We start from the raw sequence: 14,405 nt of genomic DNA on the forward strand, positions 1-14,405 counted from the left end.
TCTCGTTGGACAACCATCGCGCGTACGAGATTGCAACCCCCAGCGCGAAGCAGCCTATCGACGTTTCTCAACAACCCACGAAAACGCAAAGAAGGCCCGGACCTTTCGGTCCGGGCCTTCTGCTTGCAAGCTTTCAGCAATCCTTGCGCGAGCTAGATGCCGATCACGCCCATGCCCACCAGCACCAGGGCCAGGATGCCCAGGGCGGACACAGCGCCGATGCCAACCTTCTCGCCGCTGGTGATCGCGTGGCCGCGATCCTTGCGGGCCTTCGCATACACGAAGAAGCCGGGGATGTAGCCAACGCAGGTCAGCAGAAGGAACGACCAGCCGTTGTACAGTACGCCGACCACCTGGAAGATCAGGGCCACCACGCCAACGATGATTTGGGCGGTGTTCTTCTCGCCGGCCGAGAACTTGATCTGATACAGCGCGATGAACGACCACGTGATGACGATGGACACGGTGCACATGCTGAACGCGAAGTTGTACGCGTCCTCGCTGAACATCAGCACGATCAGGAACACCTGGATGCAAGCGCCAACCAGCAGCAGGCTCATCTGCGGAGCGCCCTTGCTGTTCAGCTTGCCCCAAGACTCGGGCAGCAGGTGACGCTCGGCCATCTCGGACGTGGTCTCAGCAGGCAGCATGGTGAAGGACAGCCACGCGCCGGCAACGCCCACGATAATGGCGATGCTGATGAACGCGCCGCCCCAACCGGGAGCCATGGAGTCGAACACGTACAGCATGGCGGGGTAGTCCAGCGTGGCGATCTCGGTGTAGCTCATGTAGCCATAGGGGAGCACGGAGCAGCCGATGTAGATAAGCAGCAGGCAGATCAGGCCGATAACGGTAGCCTTGCCAACTTCGCTCTTGTTGCGAGCGCGCGAACTCATAACAGCGGCGCCCTCAATACCAATGAACACCCACATCATGATGATCATGCAGTTCATAACCTGCTCGCCGATGGAGCCCAGGCCCACTGCATCGGCACCCGCTTCGCCAGCGGCAACGGCGTTGTTGTACACGTTGCCCCAGAAGTCGGCGGTAAAGATGCCCGCTTTGAACATAAAGATAGCGAAGATAAGGAAGATGCCCAGCGAGGCCACCTTCGCCACCATAACGATAGCGTTCAGGAACGATGCGCTCTCAACGCCGCGGATAACCAGGAACGTCAGCGCCCACATGAACAGCGACGCCACAATAACGCAGGGCAGGGTGTTGCCCGGCAAGAACGTGGGGAAGAAGTAGCCCAGCGTGGACATCATCATCGTGGCAAATGCGATGTTGCCCAACCATGCGGACAGCCAGTAGCCCCAGCCGGAAATGAAGCCGGCCAGTGGGCCGAAGCCTTCCTCAGCGTACTGGAAAATGCCCTTGAGCTCGGGCTTCTTCGCACCCAGGTTGTTCAGCGACAGCGCCAGGGCGGCAAAACCGATGCCCACCACAAGCCATGCGATCAGCACGGCGCCCGGGCTTGCAACGCCGGCAAGCTGGCCGGTAATGGCGAACACGCCGGAGCCGATGCACGAGCTGACCACCATGCCGATCAGTCCGAATAGACCAATGCCTTTAGCTTTTTCGCTCATGATTTCCCTCCTTAATCGAAACCATGCAGTGGGTGTCGCCCCTGGACTCCGCGCGGTTAGCCGGACATACCGGACCTGCAGCGGCTGCGTTGCCGCACAGGCGCGGGCGGAACGCAGAGGCGAAACCAGACAAACAGTGCAGAAGCGCCGACCCCGTGCAGCCGGCAAGCTTCCAAAGGGATGCCGGCACAAGCCGGCATCCCTTGCAGCAAACGATTAATCCTCGCGCCAAACGGGCATGCTCATGCAGCGCGGGCCGCCACGGCCGCGGGACAGCTCGGCCGACGGAATCTCGATGACGTCGATGTTGTGCTTGCGCAGCACGGCGTTCGTGACGTCGTTGCGCTCGTAAACCACCACGCGACCAGGGGCGATGCACAGCGTGTTCGAGCCGTCGTTCCACTGCTCGCGCTCGGCGGCAATGCGGTCGCCACCGCCGCAGGGGATCAGCGTCACCGGCATGCCGATGTACTTCTCCAGAATCTGCTCAAGCGGAGCGTTGATCTCGTGCACCTTGATGCCATTGCCTTCGGGCGTGATCTCGAACACGGACAGCGGGCCCATGATGCCGGGGTGGATGGTGAACTTGTCCACGTCGATTTGAGTGAACACGGTGTCCAGGTGCATCATGGCGCGGTTGTTCGGGATGTTGAACGCCAGGATGGTGTCCACGGGGCTCGTGGGGTCGTTGAAGATGTTGTGGGCAATGCCGTCGATGGCGTCGGGCTCGGTGCGCTGGGAGATGCCGATGGCCAGCACATGCTCGTTGATGTTCAGGATGTCGCCGCCCTCGATGTGGAACGTGTTGTAGCGGCTGTAGTACTGCGGGGTGCCCTTGAAGTCCGGGTGATACGTGAAGATGTACTCGCCGTAAAACGTCTCGCGGTTGCGCGTGACGGAGTACATGCGGTTGATGGACACGCCGTTGCCGATCATCGCGAACGGGTCGCGGGTGAAGTACAGGTTCGGCATGGGGGCCACCACCATCTTGGAGGCCTCAGACACCAGGTCGACCAGCGAGTTGGACTTGTCGGTGTGCAACTCGGTCAGGTTGATGCCCTCCATGGTCTTCAACACGAAGTCCTTGGCGTCGGGGTAGTTCTCCTGCATGTAATCAAAGATGATCTTGCGATAGCGCTCGGTCTTGATGCCGGCCTCATCGATCCACTGCAGCAGGAACTTCTCGCGAAGCTGCGGGTCGGCGGCCAGAACCTCGGCCGTCAGGTCCTCCAGGTACACGACCTCCACGCCGTTGTCGCGCAGAGCCTGCGCGAAGGCGTCGTGCTCTTCCTGGGCAACCTTCAAAAACGGAATGTCGTCGAACAGCAGCTCTTCAAGCGTGTTCGGGGTAAGGTTCAGCAGCTCCTTACCGGGTCGATGCAGCAGGACTTTCTTCAAGGGCTTGATTTCGCTCTTGACGTTTACGCCAGCCATAACAACCTTCTTTCGTCTCGTTGGGATATAAAACTATCTTCGCCGTGCGAGCCGCGTCGCATACTTGGCTTAGCGGGTTGGCTCGCGGGTGGGGCTTTCCAAGTCGCCCCGTTTCCCTGATTCCACTATGAATTCTTCACAAATAATCCGGAAGGTCTAAGACGGGTTTAACGGCACCCGTTTAGAGGTGGAACCAGGGATTAAACGCAGTATGAAGCAGCTAAACCTCGAATAAACGCCTGATGGCAAGCTTGTTATGGCGGCGTTGCCGAAACGCTCGAAACGTTGTTAAACCGTTTCCGTTTAGAAAATTGACGCCCAACAACTTCTTTGCTTCCGTTGGCTGAACGGCGCGATATGGCGCGCCAGGCTCGTGTATCATGAAGAAAGCGTTTGTGATGGGGATTAATGGACGCGTTCTACGGAGGGGCTTGTGGAGCTAGCTCTGTTTTATTACACGTTGCTCATGTTGCTGCTGTCCATTTTGGTGGCGGCTGTGTGCTTGTCGGCGTATCTGGTGTCGCACAAGAAGACCACGCTGTTCTTAAGCATTGCGTTCGCATTCTATTTCTTCGACGTGGCGCTGGTGTTCCAAGACGAATTCATCATGCGCTCCACGCAGCAGGCGCTGCCTTCGCTGTACATGTTCGTCAGATCGTTGGCGTCCGTGGTCACCGGCGGCGGCTTCATCACGGCGTTTTGGGTGCTGGTGTGCGACTATCTTGGCGAATCGCGCCGCGCGCTTTTGGTGGTGCCCCCGGTGGTGTTCGCCGTTGTTAGCGTGGCTATGCTTGTCGTCATTCCCGATGGCGAAAACCAGCGCTTTTGGTTCTGGGCCATGCACCAGTTCTATATGTACTGGATTCTGCTGTACGCGGGCTATCGCTTCGTGAAGCAGAAAGACGAGGCCGAACGCGCCCGTCTGTGGCGCCACCGGGTCATATACCTTGCGGCCTGGGTGCTGAGCCTGGGCATCCTTGTGGAAGACGCCGCGTTCTTCCTGTTTCTCGACATTCCGTCGTTTACCATCGGGCCGCTTATCTTCACCACGGAGCGCAACTACGCCGAGAATCTGTTGCTGCTGGTCGTCGGCATTGCCGCCGTGCGCGATTGCTTCCGCATGCTCTCGCTGCGTTTCGAGCGCCCGCCGGCGCAAGGCGGCAGCAAGCGTCAGGAACAGCAGATCGTCGAGAACCTCAACGTGTTCGCCACGCGCCACAAGCTGTCGCAGCGCGAGCGCGAGGTGCTGTATCTCATCCTCATCGGCAAGGATAACCAGAACATCGCTTCGGAAATGTCGCTGGCCCTGTCCACGGTGAAGGTGCACGTGCACAACATCCTGAAGAAAACGGGTTCCGCAAGTCGCCAGGAACTTATCCAGGATTTCTGGAAGATGTCGTAGCGGCGCAGGGCTCGGCGCCGCGCACGCATCTTGCAAGCCGCTGCCCGTTGGCTGCAAAGTGTGCGCTTGTGGCTAGCAAGCAGCGTCGCCCCTTACCTTATTATGCTCATTGTCGCGAGACTTCTCTCATTACCGCCCAACCCCCAAAACCTACCCTCTACCGCCGGGGGCGGCGCCGGTGTGTTACAGTCCCGTATCCAATCAACACAGAGGCGCTTTCGTCTGCTAAAGTGTCCCACTAATCCACAAGCTGATGTGGGAAATCAACCAAAAGGAAGGGAGGGACACGATGGCAAGCTCGTTCGTTCAGAAGCTGAAGAACGTCGGCCCCGGCGCATTGGTTGCGGCTGGCTTCGTTGGCCCCGGCACGGTTACCACGTGCACGGTTTCCGGCGCAAGCTATGGCTACACCATGTTGTGGGCGCTGCTGTTCGCCACCGTCGCAACGATCATCTTTCAGGAGATGGCCGCACGAATCGGTATCGTGACGCAGGAAGGCCTGGGTGAGAATATCCGCGATCGCATTTCGCATCCTGTGCTGAAGTGGATTGCAATCGTGATTGTTATCATCGCTATCTTTATTGGTAACACCGCATACGAAACGGGCAACATCACGGGCGGCATCCTGGGCATTCAGGCTGTGGCCGATGTCCCCATGATTCCCATCGTCATCGTGCTGGGCATCCTTGCGTTCGTTGCCATGTGGGCTGGCTCGTACAAGCTGGTCGAGAAGATTCTGACAGGCATCGTCATTTTCATGGGCCTGGTGTTCCTTATCACGGCGTTCGCTTCGCCGGTTGATTGGGGCGCGGTTGTGGCCGGCCTGTTCACGCCTACGCTGCCCGAGGGTCAGGCCGGTGCGAAGGGCATCCTCACCGCCGTTGGCCTGATTGGCACTACCATCGTGCCGTACAACCTGTTCCTGCACGCGTCCGGCGCAGCCGAGCGTTTCAAGGATCCCGAGCAAGTTTCCGACGCGCGCTTCGACTGCGTGCTGTCCATCGGCCTGGGCGGTGTCATCTCCATGGCCATCCTCATCTGCGCTGCTGCGAACATGCATGCGGCCGGCATCACCGTCACGAACGGTAAGGATATGGCTATCGCGCTGCAGCCGCTGCTGGGCAACTGGGCCACGGTGCTCATTGGCATTGGCCTGCTGGCCGCCGGTTTCTCCAGCGCCATCACGGCTCCGCTTTCCGCTGCGTACGCGGTCAACGGCGTGCTGGGCTGGGGCAAAACGCTGAAGGACCTGCAGTTCAAGGTCGTCTGGATGATCGTGCTGGTGGCTGGCTGCCTTATGGCCGTTGTGCTGGGCAAAAGCCCGACCGAGCTCATCCTCGTCGCGCAGGCGGCAAACGCCATCTTGCTGCCCATCATGGCCTTCTTCGTGATGTACGTTGCGAACGGCAAAAGCCTGGGCAAGTGGCGCAACCATGCCTTCGCGAACATCTGCGGTGTAATCTTCATCGGCATCACGCTGTTCATGTGCTGGCGCAACATGTCCAGCTTCCTGGCATCGCTGCAAACGCTCATCGGCGCTTAACAGCAAGAGAAAACCCAAGCATTCAAAAGCGGGCGGGAGCATATCCCGTCCGCTTTTTCGCTGTAAGGGCAGTAAAAAGGCCACCGGCAAATGCCGGTGGCCTGCATGTTCGTGGTGCCCCAGATACGATTCGAACGTACGACACCCGCTTTAGGAGAGCGGTGCTCTATCCCCTGAGCTACTGAGGCGTGTTCGTCATTGTAGCATTAAACGGCGCAAGCGGTCATTCGCCGTGCAGTCACCACGGCTTGTGCGCAATGTTTACGCCGGGGAGAACTGCAAAAACTGCGTGGGGCTGGACAGAATCACGTCGGCGCCCGCCTCTTGCAAGACGTCGACGGGGTTGTAACCCCAGTCTACGCCAATAGCGAACGTGCCGGCATTGCGCGCAACTTTGATGTCTCCGGCGGAATCACCCACATACGCCGTTCGCTCAGGCGCCGAGCCCAGCTCGGCGATGGTGCGCAAAAGCCCCGTGGGGTCGGGTTTGCGCGGAATGCCCTCGCATTCGCCGTGCAGCACGTCGAACAGGCCGGGAAGATGCTTCGGGATAACATCCTTCACGCCACCCTCGTACTTGTTGGAAAGAACGGCCAGCTTGCAACCTTGCTTCTTGAGCTGCGCAAGCGTTTCGGGCATGTGTGCGTACGGCTTGGTGAGTTCAAGGCCAATTTCCGGGTACAACGCTTTCCAGTAGGCAAGCGCTTCGGCGCAGGTCTCGTCGGACGTGCCCTCGGGCATGGCGCGGTAGATAAGCCGTTGCGCACCGTCGCCGACGTAGCTGAGGATCTCCGCGTCGGTGTGCGTAGGCTTGCCGAAATGCTCCAGCGTTTTGTTCGTGACCACAATCAGGTCGGGCATAGTGTCAAGCAGCGTGCCGTCAAGATCGAAGATGAACGTGTCGAATGTGGGATTGCTCTGATTCATGAGGTCCTCCTTGAATCGAAAGCCTTGCAACAAAAACGGCAGCCATAAGGCTGCCGTAGTTATCAATGGAGCGGGTGACGGGACTCGCGATTTTCTGCGAAAATCGCACCCCTCGGCGCAAGCGCCTTCGGGCGTTTTGCTAAAAACATGCCACTGGCATGTTTTTAGCAAAACCACCTCTCGGTTCTCGTCCCTATCAAGGTCCGTTTCCAAAACTGCAGGCAACGTTGCGGCTGCAGGAAAGTTATCAATGGAGCGGGTGACGGGACTCGAACCCGCGAATGCGAGCTTGGGAAGCTCGTGCCTTACCACTTGGCGACACCCGCATACATTCGGTTTGCGCTCCACGCCAAACCGTGTGGGCATTATAGCCTAAAACACGCTTCTGCAAGCGAGCAGAACGAAAACGTTCGGGAATCTTCTACACATAGGGCTCAAGAGGCCAGTTCGGTGAGGTCGGCGGAAACTCGGGGGCGTTCGAAATCCCTTGTGTGCCGAAGAGCAGGAAGTGCGGCGTGGTATCAAGCGCTGATGCAAGTTCTTCCACAAGGGAAAGGCGGACGTTGGCCGTGCCGTTCTCTATTTTGTTCAGCAGGGGCCGGCCGATGCCCACCATCGCTGCAAACCTTGTTTTCGTGATGCGCTCGTCTTTTCGCAAAGCCTTGACGTTCCGCCCAAGCGTTTCCGCAAGTGATGGCGCGTCAAACGTTGCGTCGGTTAGCGGGTCGCTATGTTGGCGGGTCTGCTTCATGGGCTGAGCGTAACGCTGGTGTTACGTACTGCCGTAATAGAGCGGTTACGTTTCGCCGATACTATAAACAATAGTTACTGGGTGGGAAATCGCATTGAATTTGGGGAGGATGCGGTTGTATCGTGAAGGCGTGTGGCCGATGACGTGCCTTTTTTATGGTTCAAGTTCCAGGATGATACAATTGAGAATGGTTTTCCGTGCGTAACTGCGATGGGCGGTTGCTCACAGAACGAAAACGATTGCAAAACGATTCGGGCTGCGTAGGCACCATGTCGGCGGGGAGACCGCATGGGTTCTGGGCGGTGCGACAAGTACAACGTGCTCGAACACAATAGCTGTGAGGAGATTTGCATGGCATTCAAGAAGAACCGCCACCCCCAGGCGAACATGCCGCAGGATTCTCAATCAACTGGATATCGCCCTGCTTATATTCCTGGTTCGCAAGGCCATGATGCCAACAACGCGTTTCGAAACCAAACAGGTGTCACGCAATATTCGCGTTCCAACCCTGTGTATTCGTCGCAAAGGAAGCGAAAGTCGGGTAAAGGCAAAAAGATCGCTATCGGAGTCTGCTGCGCCCTTGTTGTTGCCTTGATTGGCTGCGGCACCGCGTTCGCCGTGTGGCTCAACGGCGTTAATTCTCAGCTGAACACTGGTGACAAAACAAGCGAAGAGCTCGAGAGCATCAACGAACAGCTTGTCACATCTAGCTTTGATGAGCCGTTTTACATGATGCTAATCGGCTCCGATAAGCGCGAGGACGATGAAGAAATGGGTGCCCGATCGGACACGAACATCGTCGTGCGCATCGATCCGGTGAATAACCAGGCAACGCTTGTTTCCATTCCTCGCGATACCATGATCGACATCGACGGGTATGGCACGAACAAATTCAACGCTGCATACAATTATGGTGGCGCTGCGGCAGCTATTCGCGAAGCTTCTCAGCTGACGGGCGTCGACATTTCTCACTATGCTGAAGTGAATTTCGATGCGCTCGTCAGCTTGGTCGATGCGGTTGGCGGCGTTGATGTTGTCGTCGACGAGCGAATCGACGATCCCGATGCCGACAACTCCTGGTCAGGAACCGACCCCGTCATCATCGAGGAGGGCGAGCAACACCTTAACGGAACCCAGGCGCTGGTGTTCGCTCGTAGCCGTGCCTATGTTGATGGCGACTTTACGCGCACGTCCAACCAGCGAAAGCTCATCGAGGCACTGGCGAACAAGGTCCTCTCGCTGCCAGTAACCGAGCTGCCAGGCGTGGTGCAGGCGGCGGCGAAGTGCGTTACGACCGATATGAAAATCGCCGACATCATTTCGCTTGCTCAGCAGTTCCAGGGCAACGGCGATTTGACCATGTATTCCGCCATGCTGCCGTCTATCACGGGGTATGTTGGCGATGTCTCCTACGTCTTTGCCGATGAAGACAAGGTCACGGAGATGATGCAAATCGTAGGTTCCGGCGGGGATCCGAGCGGCATTGTGGGCACTACTAGCAAGCTTGCTCAGCAATACTCTGCAACTTCTTCCGCAAACGGCTTGTCGAGCGGCACCGGCGCGTACGCGGGCAACGATTACGACGCAACGTCTTCAAGCAACGGGTACAGAACGTATTCCGGCAACGATTACGACACCGGCAATTCCTACAGCTCGGGAAGCTATGGAACAAGCACGGGCTATGGCTATGTTGACAACTCGTCGTCGTACGGCGGTTCGACTGGCTCGTCGACTGGTGGAAACTATGGGTATACGGATTCGTCGTATGCACAAACGCCGGCAACAGGCATAGGCGGTTCGGGTACGGGAACCTATTCCGATACCAGTACCAGTGTGTCGGCGGGCGGCTCGTCAGGCTACGGCTATTAGCGATTCGCACTATTGCAGGGGCGGGAGCGCAGCGGCGTTTCCGCCCCTGTTGCGTTTGCGAGAAAGGTCACCGCTTTTAGACTTAAACGAGCGCAAGCAAAATCGCCCCGCAGCCATTGGCTGCGGGGCGATTTGTAAAGTGAACAGCGGTTCGCTACTTCGTGGCGTATCCGTCGGGGTTCATCGACTGCCAGCGCCAGCTGTCGGCGCACATGCGGTCCAGGTCGTACTGGGCAACCCAGCCCAGCTCGGTGCGCGCCTTGTCGCACGCGGCGTAGTTCGTGGCAACGTCGCCTGCGCGGCGCGGCTTGATCTGGTACGGGATCTCGTGGCCGCACGCCTTCTCGAATGCGTGCACCACGTCGAGCACGCTCGAGCCCTTGCCGGTGCCCAGGTTGAAGATGCCCACGCCGCGGCGGCTGCCGTCCTCGGCGGCCTCGCCTTTGATGGAACCCAGGCCCAGCGCCTTGCCGGTGCCAACCTTGCCACCCATCCAGTCCAGGGCCGCCACATGGCCGCGGGCCAGGTCGACCACATGGATGTAGTCGCGCACGCCCGTGCCGTCCGGCGTGTCGTAGTCGTTGCCGAACACGCCCACGCACTCAAGCTTGCCCACGGCAACCTGCGCCACGTAGGGCAGCAGGTTGTTCGGGATGCCCTTCGGGTCCTCGCCGATAAGGCCGCTCTCGTGCGCGCCGATGGGGTTGAAGTAGCGCAGTAGCACGATGTTCCACTCGTTGTCGCCGACGTACAGGTCGGAGAGCACCTGCTCAAGCATGCTCTTCGTCCAGCCGTAGGGGTTCGTGCAGTCGTGCTTCGGGCAGTCTTCGGTGATCGGGATGAACTCGGGCTCGCCGTACACCGTTGCGCTGCTGGAGAACACCAGGTTTTTCACGCCGTGGCTGCGCGCCACGTCGCACAGCACCAGCGTGCCGGCGATGTTGTTCCAGTAGTACTCAAGCGGCTTCTGCACGCTTTCGCCCACGGCCTTGAAGCCGGCGAAGTGGATGATGGCGTCAACGTCGTTCTCGTCGAAGATGGCGGAAAGCGCCTCGCGGTCCAGGATGTTGTTCTCGTAGAAGCGCAGCTGTGCGTCGTCGGCTGCCAAGCCGCAGATCTTGCGGATGCGATCGACCGCCACCTGGCTCGAATTGCTCAGGTCGTCGACGATGATGACGCGGTATCCCTGCTGGATCAGCTCCACGCAGGTGTGGCTGCCGATGAAGCCAGCGCCGCCGGTAACCAGAATGCTCAGGGCGTCGTGACCCTTCGCCAAGCCCTTGTTAGCCATGAAAGCTCCCTTTCCTTCAATGCGATGCATGCCGCATGCGGTACGGCTGCCCGTTGTGATGCGTCTATGGTAACAGCCCAGGTGGCTGGGACGGTAAAGAGCTGGAAAGCAACACGTGACAAGCGTTAAAAGCGCCGTTTTCGAATCGCTCGTATCCGCAAACGAAGCAATCGAAACATCTTTCGAAATTATTCTTGACCCAGAATAGGTAATACCGTATATTATCTCTCGTCGGAGATAAACAAATCCTCACTTATCTCCTCCCCCTCGTTTCACTCGTCTGACGAAAGGCCGCTTCCCCCGCGGCCTTTCGTCATGTTAGGGGCGAAATTGGTTGTCTTCATCCGTACGACCCGGCGGTGCCTTCGCAGTCAGTTGCCGCTTCGTCGCAGGGCGAAGCTCTGGCTCCAAACACGAGGCGAAAACGCTTCGCCGTCGCATGCGAAGCGAAACGCTCTCTAGGTTGCTAGCTATTCAGTTTTGGAAGCTTTTTCAACAACGCCCAGGCAATCTGTTTATCCTGCGGCGTTTGCAGCAACGATTCGAAATCAATGAACGAAACGGCGGTGCGGCCGAACAAACGGCATGCATCACCGGTTGGGACGCTGCATCGGTACGCTTGCCCCAGCAGCGCGGCTGTTTTACCGTCGGCGGCTACCAGGCACAACGGGTCGAGCCCCTCGAGCAGCACGAACAGCGCGTGCTCTTCAAGGCCTTCGGTGGTTATGAACGTGCAGGCTTCGTCGCCGTACCCAAGCGCTTTCGCTGAGCTTTTCACGGCGTTTTGCGCGGCGTCAGACAACGGTTTCGCGCTGATCACGCCAACAAGCCCGCTGCGGGCTCCAGACATGAGCGAACCGAACAAATCCCATGTTTCGTTAAGTGCGACCTTGTATTTGTTACCAGTCATGGATTTTTTCACACCCGCTCTTGCCCTTGAAAGCCCTTCGCCGTATAACCGAATCATAGCAAGAACAGCACCATCGCGGCGCGCCTATTCTGCAGGCGCCGCGCAATCGAAGGAGGACGCTATGTGCACCAACGGAATCAACACCGGCCAGTTCGAGATGATGATCGAGCAGATCGACGACCATTTGAAGCTCGAGCGTCGCTGGGCGCACACGCTCGGCCATAAAGCGGGCGATGCTGGCTACGAAACCGTTTCCAAGAAGCTGCACGAGGCGCAGGCCATGATCGACGACGTGCGCGCGCTGCTTGACGAGGCGAAAGACGCGCTGGAAGACGACGCGCAGGCCGCCGGCGGCGTAACCGTCAAGCTTGTGTAGCGCATGAGTAAAGACCTCATGCGGTTTTCCGTGGCCATGCCCGAAGACCTGCTTGTGCGTTTCGACCATTTGGTCGCGCGTCGCGGGTTGGCGAAAAACCGCAGCGAAGTGGTGCGTGATCTGGTGCGCGACGCCCTGGTGGAGGACGAGTGCGCTACGCCTGGCATCGAAGTTGCCGGCACGCTCACCATCGTGTTCGACCACCACGCAAACGACCTGCAGGAAAAGTTGCACGCCATCCAGCACGAGTATTTCGGTAACATCGTGTCGTCCATGCACGTGCATCTTGACGCGCACATGTGCCTGGAAGTCATCGTGCTGCGCGGCGAAACGGGACTGGTGCAGGACATCGCGAACCTTATTCTGGGAACGAAAGGCGTGCAGAACGGCAAGCTCGTGCTTACCGTCACGGAACATCGCCACGAACACTGAACGTGATCGCGGCAGCAAGTAGTGCTGCTGCGAAGGCGACCTTGCCCCTGCCGGCAAGGTCGCCGTGTATTCCAAGGAGCATTCATGGACGAAACAGTCATGCTCGGCCACGGCAGTGGCGGAACCATGATGAAGCGCATCATCGACGAGGTGTTCTTCGCTGCATATGCGGGCGAGGAGCTGCTGCGCGGAGACGACGCGGCGGTGCTGCCCGCCCCGGCGCCGGGCGAGCGCCTGGCGTTTTCCACCGACAGCTTCGTGGTGACGCCGCACTTCTTCCCGGGTGGCGATATCGGGCGCCTGGCGGTGTGCGGCACGGTGAACGACGTGGCCACCAGCGGCGCCACGCCACGCTACCTCAGCTGCGGTTTCGTGCTGGAAGAGGGCTTCCCCATCAGCGACCTCAAGCGTATCTGCGCCAGCATGGCCGAGGTGGCGAAAGAAGCCGGCGTGCATCTGGTCACGGGCGACACGAAGGTAGTCAACCGCGGGCATGGCGACGGCGTGTACATCAACACGGCAGGCGTCGGCACGCTGCCCGAAGGCGTGAACCTGGGCGGCGCGCAGTGCAAGCCGGGCGACAAAGTGCTGGTCAGCGGCACGCTCGGCGATCACGGCATCACCATCATGAGCTGCCGCGAGTCGCTGTCGTTCAAGGCCGACCTGCAAAGCGATGCTGCGCCGCTCAACCATCTTATTGCGGACGTGTTGGCAGCGGCGCCCGGCACGCGCTGCTTCCGCGACCCCACGCGCGGCGGCTTGGCGTCTACGCTCAACGAGCTGGCAGCGCAGTCCGGCACCGACATCACCGTCGAGGAAGACGCCGTGCCTGTGAAGCCCGCCGTGCAAGGCGCGTGCGACATGCTCGGCTACGACGTGCTGCAGGTGGCCAACGAAGGCAAAATGGTGTGCATCGTTGCGCCCGAGGACGCCGACGCAGCGCTTGCGGCCATTCGCGCGAACAAGTACGGCGCCGATGCGGCCATCATCGGCGAGGTTTCGGAAATGCAGCCCGAGCGCGGGTCGAAGGTGTTTCTGCGTACTGCGTTTGGCGGAACGCGCATCCTCGACATGCTTGTTGGCGAACAGTTGCCGCGCATTTGTTAAGCGCGGGTGCCGTTCCTCGACAAGCCTTTCGATTTTTCCTGATTCGTATTGCAATCGTGCGCAGTAGTGGTATTGTGCGGGCATTGTTTAATTGGGGTATGACCCGGTAACATTTCGCCGGGGATTATAGACGAGAAGGAGTTACCATGGCTCATCCGGTTATCGAGACTGACGAGTGCATCGGCTGCGGCATCTGCGTTGACGCATGCCCGCAGGAGGTTCTGGAAGTGAACGGCGGCGTTGTCGAGGTCGTGAACGAGGACAACTGCATCGCTTGTGGCGACTGCGTCGAGGAGTGCCCCATGGGCGCTATCCCCGAGGTTGTCGAGGAATAATCGCGAAGCAGCATATCGCAAACGAAAACAGGGCCTTACCTATATATAGGTAAGGCCCTGTTGCATGCAGGGGTGAAAACCCTCGCAGCAAGAAACCCTGCACGCGTAAAGCGAATCGCGCATGCGGGGTCTTCTTGCCGGAGGGAGATTCCGGCCCGCAACTGCCTGAACCAGTAAGGTTTACAAGGTCCCACTTAGATTTCCGTGACGAAAAAATGACGGCGAAAACGGCTCTCGGAGAAGTTTTTTCAAGAGCCGTTTTGCGTGTTTTCAGACTGTTTTCCCAGTTCAAAAGCTTGTATTCGCTCGCTTGATCTTCCTGACAAGTTCGCGTTAACAAAACGTAACCTTTAATTTCGCAAATAACTTGACAGGTTGAGACTTAGATTTTATATTACGAATCGTTGGAAAAAGGCTAAGCCCCCAAGGCAAAAGCCGC

At 58.7% G+C, this 14,405-nt stretch carries 13 protein-coding genes and 2 tRNA genes; 7 read left to right on the forward strand and 8 right to left on the reverse strand.

The features are described 5' to 3' along the window. Nucleotides 1-152: 152 nt before the first annotated feature. The gene (locus ET524_RS04935) at nt 153-1,589 is read right to left on the reverse strand and encodes a basic amino acid/polyamine antiporter (RefSeq protein WP_129423739.1); all 1,437 of its coding nucleotides are present in this window, start codon (nt 1,587-1,589) and stop codon (nt 153-155) included. Between the two features lie 216 nt (nt 1,590-1,805). Next, complete coding sequence (arcA, locus tag ET524_RS04940) at nt 1,806-3,023, reverse strand: arginine deiminase (protein WP_129423741.1); 1,218 nt, start codon at nt 3,021-3,023, stop codon at nt 1,806-1,808. A 433-nt stretch (nt 3,024-3,456) separates the two neighbouring features. Here arcA and ET524_RS04945 point away from each other — a divergent pair, with 433 nt between their 5' ends. Together ET524_RS04945 and ET524_RS04950 are read left to right on the forward strand one after the other, a co-directional pair. Continuing rightward, entirely contained in the window at nt 3,457-4,425 is a 969-nt protein-coding gene (locus tag ET524_RS04945) for a helix-turn-helix transcriptional regulator (protein ID WP_129423743.1), read from the forward strand. Nucleotides 4,426-4,714: 289 nt separating this feature from the next. Then, nucleotides 4,715-5,968, forward strand: coding sequence for an Nramp family divalent metal transporter (locus ET524_RS04950; RefSeq protein ID WP_129423745.1), 1,254 nt, complete (start codon nt 4,715-4,717; stop codon nt 5,966-5,968). A gap of 112 nt (nt 5,969-6,080) precedes the next feature. On the opposite strand, the gene ET524_RS04955 is transcribed toward ET524_RS04950, so the two are convergent. From ET524_RS04955 to ET524_RS04970, 4 genes are all read right to left on the reverse strand, one after another. Continuing rightward, nucleotides 6,081-6,156, reverse strand: a tRNA-Arg gene (locus ET524_RS04955). Between the two features lie 73 nt (nt 6,157-6,229). Further along, entirely contained in the window at nt 6,230-6,895 is a 666-nt protein-coding gene (locus ET524_RS04960; RefSeq protein WP_129423747.1) for an HAD family hydrolase, read from the reverse strand. Between the two features lie 251 nt (nt 6,896-7,146). Beyond that, a tRNA-Gly gene (locus tag ET524_RS04965) sits at nt 7,147-7,221 on the reverse strand. Nucleotides 7,222-7,316: 95 nt separating this feature from the next. Further along, complete coding sequence (locus ET524_RS04970; RefSeq protein ID WP_129423749.1) at nt 7,317-7,646, reverse strand: helix-turn-helix domain-containing protein; 330 nt, start codon at nt 7,644-7,646, stop codon at nt 7,317-7,319. 351 nt (nt 7,647-7,997) lie between these two features. Here ET524_RS04970 and ET524_RS04975 point away from each other — a divergent pair, with 351 nt between their 5' ends. Further along, on the forward strand, nt 7,998-9,515 hold the full coding sequence (locus ET524_RS04975) for an LCP family protein (RefSeq protein ID WP_201738671.1): 1,518 nt from the start codon (nt 7,998-8,000) through the stop codon (nt 9,513-9,515). A 154-nt stretch (nt 9,516-9,669) separates the two neighbouring features. Here the strand turns inward: ET524_RS04975 and galE are convergent, their stop codons facing one another. Both galE and ET524_RS04985 read right to left on the reverse strand, forming a co-directional pair. Continuing rightward, the gene (gene galE / locus ET524_RS04980; RefSeq protein ID WP_129423751.1) at nt 9,670-10,806 is read right to left on the reverse strand and encodes a UDP-glucose 4-epimerase GalE; all 1,137 of its coding nucleotides are present in this window, start codon (nt 10,804-10,806) and stop codon (nt 9,670-9,672) included. 466 nt (nt 10,807-11,272) lie between these two features. Continuing rightward, the gene (locus tag ET524_RS04985) at nt 11,273-11,716 is read right to left on the reverse strand and encodes a hypothetical protein (RefSeq protein ID WP_201738672.1); all 444 of its coding nucleotides are present in this window, start codon (nt 11,714-11,716) and stop codon (nt 11,273-11,275) included. A gap of 121 nt (nt 11,717-11,837) precedes the next feature. Here ET524_RS04985 and ET524_RS04990 point away from each other — a divergent pair, with 121 nt between their 5' ends. The 4 genes from ET524_RS04990 (at nt 11,838) to ET524_RS05005 (ending at nt 13,966) form a co-directional block, all read left to right on the forward strand. Further along, on the forward strand, nt 11,838-12,092 hold the full coding sequence (locus ET524_RS04990) for a dynein gamma chain protein (RefSeq protein WP_129423755.1): 255 nt from the start codon (nt 11,838-11,840) through the stop codon (nt 12,090-12,092). Nucleotides 12,093-12,095: 3 nt separating this feature from the next. Continuing rightward, nucleotides 12,096-12,524 carry a nickel-responsive transcriptional regulator NikR gene (gene nikR / locus ET524_RS04995; protein ID WP_129423757.1) on the forward strand — a complete coding sequence of 143 codons (429 nt, stop codon included), beginning with the start codon at nt 12,096-12,098 and terminating at the stop codon, nt 12,522-12,524. 84 nt (nt 12,525-12,608) lie between these two features. Next, complete coding sequence (gene hypE / locus ET524_RS05000) at nt 12,609-13,631, forward strand: hydrogenase expression/formation protein HypE (protein WP_129423759.1); 1,023 nt, start codon at nt 12,609-12,611, stop codon at nt 13,629-13,631. A gap of 146 nt (nt 13,632-13,777) precedes the next feature. Beyond that, nucleotides 13,778-13,966, forward strand: a complete 189-nt coding sequence (locus ET524_RS05005; RefSeq protein ID WP_129423761.1) for an ATP-binding protein — start codon at nt 13,778-13,780, stop codon at nt 13,964-13,966. Nucleotides 13,967-14,405: the final 439 nt, after the last annotated feature.

It is taken from the genome of Senegalimassilia faecalis, assembly GCF_004135645.1.
Lineage (GTDB): Bacteria > Actinomycetota > Coriobacteriia > Coriobacteriales > Eggerthellaceae > Senegalimassilia > Senegalimassilia faecalis.